A 6,988-nucleotide genomic window follows, 5' to 3' on the forward strand; every position below is an offset into this window, starting at 1 on the left:
CCCGGTATCGAGATCGACTGGGTATCGAGGTTGACCCGGCGCCTGCGGACCGGGGCATCGCCGGGCGGAAGCGTCGTGTGGAGCGGGGCCGGGCGGTAGATCAGGGCCGGATCGGCCTTGCCGTGTCACGTCGTCGGATCCCAACCAGTCGGAGTCGGATCCCAACCAACCGAGAGGCACAGGGACGCACCCCATGACCCTCGCGCCGTTGCTCGACGCGCTGATCGCCCGTCCCGGCGGGGACCCTGCCCTGGGCCGGGCGATCGGCGCGGTCGGTGAACCGGTCCTCGACCTCGCTGGTCCCGCGGCGTTGCGGCCCTTCGCCGCCGCGGCCCTGGCGGTCGGGGCCGACCGGCCGGTCCTCGCCGTCGTGGCTACTGGCCGGGAGGCCGAGGATCTGGCATCGGCGCTCGGCAGCCTGCTCGGTCCCGATGTGGTCGCGGTCTTCCCGAGCTGGGAGACCCTGCCCCACGAGCGGCTGTCCCCCCGGGCTGACACGGTCGGGCAGCGCCTCGCCGTGCTGCGCCGGCTCACGCATCCGGCGAGCACCGGTCGGCCGCCGCTGCGGATCGTGGTCGCGTCGATCCGTGCGGTGTTGCAACCCCAGGTGGCCGGGCTCGGCGAGCTCGCACCGGTCACCCTCGCCGAGGGCGATACGGCCGACCTCGACGGCGTGGTGACGCGGCTGGTGGACATCGCCTACCACCGGGTGGACCTGGTCGAGCGGCGCGGCGAGATCGCCGTGCGCGGCGGCATCCTCGACGTCTTCCCGCCCACCGAGGAGCATCCGCTGCGGGTCGAGTTCTTCGGCGACGAGGTCGAGGACATCCGCCGGTTCTCCGTGGCGGACCAGCGGGCGCTGCCGGAGGATGATGGCGCGACCGGTGGTGGCCGTGTCCTGTTCGCGCCGCCGTGCAGCGAACTGCTGCTGACCGCGCAGGTGCGGGCGCGGGCCGCGGACCTCGCGACGCGCCACCCGGAGCTGCTGGACCTGCTCGACAAGATCGCCGACGGCATCCCCGTGGAGGGGATGGAGGCGCTCGCCCCGGTACTCGTCGACGCCATGTCACTGCTCTTGGACGACCTGCCGGCCGGCACCCACGTGCTGGTCTGCGATCCCGAACGGGTCCGTTCGCGGGCGAGCGAACTGGTGCGCACGAGCCAGGAGTTCCTCGAGGCGTCGTGGAGCGTCGCGGCGCTGGGTGGCGGCGCGCCGATCGATCTCGGCGCGGCCGCCTACCGATCGATCACCGAGGTCCGCGAGCGTGCGGAGGATCTCGGCCTGCCGTGGTGGTCGGTCACTCCCTTCATGTCGGCCCCGGTAGGCATCGACCGGGAGCCGGCAGGCATCGACCGGGAGCCGGCGGGCATCGACCGGGAGCCGGCGGGCACCGGGCTGGCGGGCGCCGTCTACGACGGGACCGAGTACGGCGACAACACGGTGGTCGCCAGCCTCCGGCCTGCACCGATCTACCACGGGGACACCGCGGCGGTCATCGCCGACGTCAAGGGCTGGCTCGCCGAGTCCTGGCGAGTGCTGCTGGTCACCGAGGGGCACGGTCCGGCGCAGCGCCTGGTGGAGATGCTGCGCGACGCCGACCTGGGCGCCGGCCTCGCCGAGGAGGCCACGCTCACTCCGGGCGTCGCCATGGTGACCTGCGGTCGGCTCGCCACCGGCTTCACCAGCGATACTTTGCGCCTTGCCGTTCTTACCGAAAGTGACATCGCGGGTGCCCGCGGGGTGAGCACGAAGGACATGCGGCGCATGCCGAGCCGGCGGCGCAAGGGCATCGACCCGCTCGCCCTGCTCCCGGGGGACATGGTGGTCCACGACGCGCACGGCGTCGGCCGCTATGTCGAGATGGTCACCAGGACCGTCGCGGGCGCCAAACGGGAGTACCTTCTGCTGGAGTACGCCCGGGGCGATCGGCTGTATGTGCCGACCGACCAGCTTGAACAGATCACCCGGTATGTCGGGGGTGACGCGCCGAGCCTGGACCGCATCGGCGGCGCCGACTGGGCCAAGCGCAAGAGTCGGGCCCGCAAGGCCGTCAAGGAGATCGCCGGTGAGCTGATCCGGCTCTACAGCGCCCGGATGGCTGCTCCCGGGCACGCCTTCGCTCCCGACAGTCCCTGGCAGCGTGAGCTGGAGGACGCCTTCCCGTTCCGAGAGACACCCGATCAACTCGCCGCCATCGACGAGGTCAAGGCCGACATGGAGAAGCCGGTCCCGATGGACCGGGTGATCTGCGGTGACGTCGGCTACGGCAAGACCGAGATCGCGGTGCGGGCCGCGTTCAAGGCGGTGCAGGACGGCAAGCAGGTCGCGGTGCTGGTGCCCACGACGCTGCTGGTCCAGCAGCACTTCCAGACCTTCTCCGAGCGTTACGCCGCGTTCCCGGTGGTGGTGAAGGCGATGAGCCGGTTCAACTCGCCCGCCGAACACAAGGCGGTGCAGGAGGGGCTCGCTACCGGCAGTGTCGACGTGGTCATCGGCACCCACCGGCTGCTGTCCGGGGAGAACCGCTTCAAGGATCTCGGCCTGGTGATCGTCGACGAGGAGCAACGCTTCGGTGTCGAGCACAAGGAGCAGCTCAAGAAGATACGCACGGCGGTGGACGTGCTCACGATGAGCGCCACACCGATCCCCCGCACGCTGGAGATGTCGATCACCGGCATCCGGGAGCTGTCGACCATCGACACTCCGCCCGAGGAGCGGCACCCGGTGCTGACCTCGGTCGCCGCCTACGACGCCCGTCAGGTGACCGCGGCGATCCGCCGGGAGCTGCTGCGCGAGGGGCAGGTCTTCTTCATCCACAACCGGGTGGAGACGATCGACCGGGCCGCCGCCCGGCTGCGCGATCTGGTTCCCGAGGCGCGGATCGCCACCGCCCACGGCCAGCTGCACGAGGACGCGCTTGAGCAGGTCATGGTCTCCTTCTGGGAGAAGAAGTTCGACGTGCTGGTCTGCACGACGATCGTGGAGTCGGGCCTGGACATCTCCAACGCCAACACCCTCATCGTCGAGCGGGCCGACGTGTTCGGCCTGTCCCAGCTGCACCAGCTGCGCGGCCGGGTCGGGCGGGGCCGGGACCGGGCGTACGCCTACTTCCTCTACCCGCCGGACAAGCCGCTGACCGAGACCGCCCACGACCGGCTCGCCACGATCGCCCAGCACAACGACCTTGGTGCCGGAATGGCCGTAGCCATGAAGGACCTGGAGATCCGGGGAGCGGGCAACCTGCTCGGCGGCGAGCAGTCCGGGCACATCGCCTCGGTCGGGTTCGACATGTACGTGCGGATGGTCGGCGAAGCGGTGGCCGAGTACCGCAAGGAGGGCGTCGAGGAGCCCCCGGAGGTCAAGGTCGAGCTGCCGGTCGACGCGAGCCTGCCGCACGACTACGTGCCGAGCGAGCGGCTGCGGCTGGACGCCTACCGGCGGCTGGCCGGCGCCGCCACGGACGCCGACATCGACGAGGTGCGTGGCGAGCTCGTGGACCGGTTCGGTCCGGTGCCCGAACCGGTCGAGAACCTGCTGGCCGTCGCGGGCCTGCGGGTTCTTGCCCGGCACTTTGGCGTCACGGAGATCATCGCCGCCGGTCGCCAGATCCGGTTCGCTCCGCTGGAGCTGCGGGAGAGCCAGACACTCCGGCTGGCCCGGCTCTACCGGGGCGCCGTGGTCAAACCGGCGGTGCGGACCGTACTCGTTCCCGCGCCGACCGAGACGGGGCGCATCGGCTCCCGACCGTTGCGGGACCGGGCCCTGCTCGCCTGGGTCGGCCAGCTCCTGCATGCGGTCGCGGGCGACTCGGTCGCCGCCGCGGCGGCCTCGATCTGACTCCTGGCGTAGGGCGCCGTACCGTACGCCACGCTGAGCGGATACCGTCTCGACTCGTGAAGCTTTCCCGTCTCCTCGCCGGTGTCGGGCTCCTCGTGCTCGCCGGTACCGCCGGTACCGGGTGCACGACCCATGCCGGGGCCGCCGCCCAGGTCGGTTCACAGACCATCGAGACCTCCCAGCTGCGCGGCATCGTCGACCGTGGGCTCAAGGCCGCGGAGACGGTACCGATCCCGCAGACCTCGCAGTCGGTGTCGCAGAGTCTCAACCGAGGTGAACTCCAGCGACGAACCCTGACCACACTCGTGCAGCTCGAATTGATCTCCAGTGAGGCGAAGCGGCTGGGGATCTCGCTGACCGGCCAGGACATCGCGTCCTACTACCAGGCGTACGCGATCCTGCAGTTCGGCAGCGTGAAGGCGTTCGAGCAGCGAGCCGCCGCAGCGGGCTTCGCCCAGCAGGACGTGGCGACGATCGTCCGCTCGGGAGCGTTCGAGTCGGCGCTCGGGGACAAGATCAGCGCGGGTGTCCTCGCCTCCGACGCGGACACCCGCGCCCAGTACGACAGCATCGTCGATCAGATCGGGAAGATCCCCCTCAGCTACCGGCAGGCCAAGCCCTACCTGGCCCGGTTCCTGGTGGCGGACAAACGGGCGACGAAGGTGCGCCCGCTACTCGCGCAGGCCGAGTCCCGGGATCCCATCTCGATAAACCCACGATTTGGTACCTGGGACACGAAGCAGTTCGCCGTGGTCGCCGCCGAGGGCTCGATCGCCAGCAAGCCCGCGCCCACGCCGATCCTGGACCTGACCACCCGATCCTGAGCGGACGGCGACATGTTGATCCGGATCACCGTGGTCGTCACCAGCCCCCGGGTGGCACCGGGAATCCTCACGGCCCGGGCATGGGATGTCGTGCGCACGGTGCCCGTCCTGACCGCGAGCCCCACGCATCCTCAGCTCGCCGCGCTGCGGGCGGCCGGTGCGACCGTCCTGATCGTCGATCCCGGCGATCCCGGCGATCCCGGCGGTCTGGCCGGCGCGGTGACCCTCATCCGGGCCGCCCTGCCGGATCCCGCGGCGGCCGAGGTCGCCTGGCTGCCCGATCCGCTTGCGCCGAGCATCCTCGACCGCCTCCTCGACGAGGCGGGTGGATCCGGGGAACGGAACGATGCCGGTGTCGAGAGGGTGACCGGCATCGAGAGGGTGACCGGGGTCGACGGGGTGACCGGGGTCGAAGTGACGAGCCTCGTGGCCACCAGGGAGCTGCCCGGCTCGAGCCTGTTGGACGCCGTCGCGGTCATGGACCGCCTGCGGTCGCCGGGCGGCTGCCCCTGGGACGCCGAGCAGACGCACACCTCGCTCGCCCCGTACCTGGTCGAGGAGACGTACGAGGCGTATCAGGCGATCGAGGACGACGATCTCACCGAGCTGCGCGAGGAACTCGGCGACGTGCTGATGCAGGTGCTCTTCCACGCTCGGATCGCCGCCGAGCGCGCCGAGGACGGCTGGGACGTCGATGACGTCGCGGCCGGTCTGGTGGCCAAACTGATCCGCCGTCATCCGCACGTGTTCGGTGACGTGGTCGTGGACGGTCCGGCGAACGTCGTCGCCAACTGGGACGCGATCAAGGCGGTCGAGAAGGGGCGCGTCTCGGTGACCGAGGGCGTCCCACTCTCCCAACCGGCGTTGTCCCTCGCGGCCAAGCTGCTGAAGCGGGCGGCCGGCATCGGCGTCCCGGCGGATCTCGCGCTGACCGGGACGGCCGCGTGGGGTGTGACCGACGCGGGCGACCGGGTCACCGAGATCGCCGCCACGGCCGCCGTACTGGCCCGGTCGGGCACGGCGGGGGACGACCTGATCGGTGATCTGCTCTTTGCCGCCGTCACGCTCGCCCGGACGGCCTCCGTCGATCCGGAGCGGGCCCTTCGGGCGACCGCCCGTCGCTTCCGGGACCGGCTGGCCGCCGTCGAGGGCACGGTCCGTGCCGAGGGCGCCGATCCGGCCTCCCTGCCCGACACCCGCTGGCGCGAAATCTGGCGGCAGCTACCCGGGTAAGCACCGATCATCGGCGCCCGATGCCAGGGAGTACCGGAAAATAACTTCAGGTTTTGATGTTGGTCTTGCCAGCGAGGTTGGCGAGGTCTGCCACGGTGGGTGCGATGATCTTCTTTCTCTAGCCCCCGCGCCGGGACCGGCAGCGTACGCTGATCGTGTTGGATCAGCCCCCAGGGATCAGCCCCAGAGCCGCTGGTACATCGCCGCCGCCATAGGATTGATGGTGGGGTCGACCAACGAAGAACGGACGTTGTTCGGCAGGGCATCGGGGAAGTACGCCTCGTAAGCGAGAATGTCCGCGTTGCGCACGAACGTCTCGTGCATCTTCTCTATGTAGACGGGGTTGTCCCCACCCGCGGCCCCGACCCGACCCGCCTTGGTGCCCTGCTGGCTGACCACACCCCACTCCGGCACCGAGAACAGCTTGTGATGGGTCCGCGCAAAGAGGATCACCTGGCAGAGACCGCCGTCCCCGTTGCACTGGTTGTCGAAGTCGGCGTAGGTCGGGCTCGGCGGGTACTGGTCGTAGGTGTCGACCCCGATGACATCGACGTACTGGTCACCCGGGTAGAGATCGAAGGCGCCGACCGACGTGGTCGAGCCGTGGGCGTTGAGGTTCCAGTCGATGCGGACCCGCGGGCTGGTGGCCTTGATCGCCGACGAGGCGTTGCGGAAGCACTGCACCCACTGCTGCGGGTCCGTGGCCGCCCACGCGAACCACAGTCCGTTGAACTCCCAGCCCAGCCGGACGAACGAGTCGCCCCGCCCCATGCTCACCAGCCAGCGGCCGAACTGCCGCCACTCGGCGTCGTAGCGGCCGGCCGCACAGTCGGCGAGGTTGCCCTTCTCCGGCCCTTGGTCTGGAAAGAGCGGCTGGCTGATGACCCATATGCCAGAGAACTCGGCGAAGGTCGAGGCGTCGCGCCCGATCCAGGGCTCGACGATCGCCCGCCAGCTGGACCGCTCGGTGTACATGACGACGACGTCGTTGGGCCGGCCACGGAATTCCGCCCAGCGGTTCGCCTGCGCCAACGTGTGCGCGGCGACCCCCGTGGGAAACTCACCGGTCGTGGCGGCCCGCTGTACCCGGGAC

Annotated in this window: 4 protein-coding genes; 3 read left to right on the plus strand and 1 reads right to left on the minus strand. The window is 70.4% G+C overall.

Annotated features, from left to right (window positions below; genetic code table 11):
- Positions 1-193 precede the first annotated feature (193 nt).
- The 3 genes from mfd to mazG are packed head-to-tail and all read left to right on the plus strand — an operon-like array spanning position 194 to position 5,895.
- On the plus strand, positions 194-3,838 hold the full coding sequence (gene mfd, locus AC08OP_RS17520) for a transcription-repair coupling factor (RefSeq protein ID WP_476615177.1): 3,645 nt from the start codon (positions 194-196) through the stop codon (positions 3,836-3,838).
- Between the two features lie 56 nt (positions 3,839-3,894).
- On the plus strand, positions 3,895-4,662 hold the full coding sequence (locus AC08OP_RS17525; RefSeq protein WP_476615178.1) for a SurA N-terminal domain-containing protein: 768 nt from the start codon (positions 3,895-3,897) through the stop codon (positions 4,660-4,662).
- Between the two features lie 12 nt (positions 4,663-4,674).
- The gene (mazG, locus tag AC08OP_RS17530; protein ID WP_476615179.1) at positions 4,675-5,895 is read left to right on the plus strand and encodes a nucleoside triphosphate pyrophosphohydrolase; all 1,221 of its coding nucleotides are present in this window, start codon (positions 4,675-4,677) and stop codon (positions 5,893-5,895) included.
- A gap of 177 nt (positions 5,896-6,072) precedes the next feature.
- Here mazG and AC08OP_RS17535 read toward each other — a convergent pair.
- On the minus strand, positions 6,073-6,988 hold a 916-nt coding region (locus tag AC08OP_RS17535), incomplete at its 5' end, for a glycoside hydrolase family 26 protein (protein WP_476615180.1).

It is taken from the genome of Frankia sp. CeRuru1 (genome assembly GCF_977966315.1).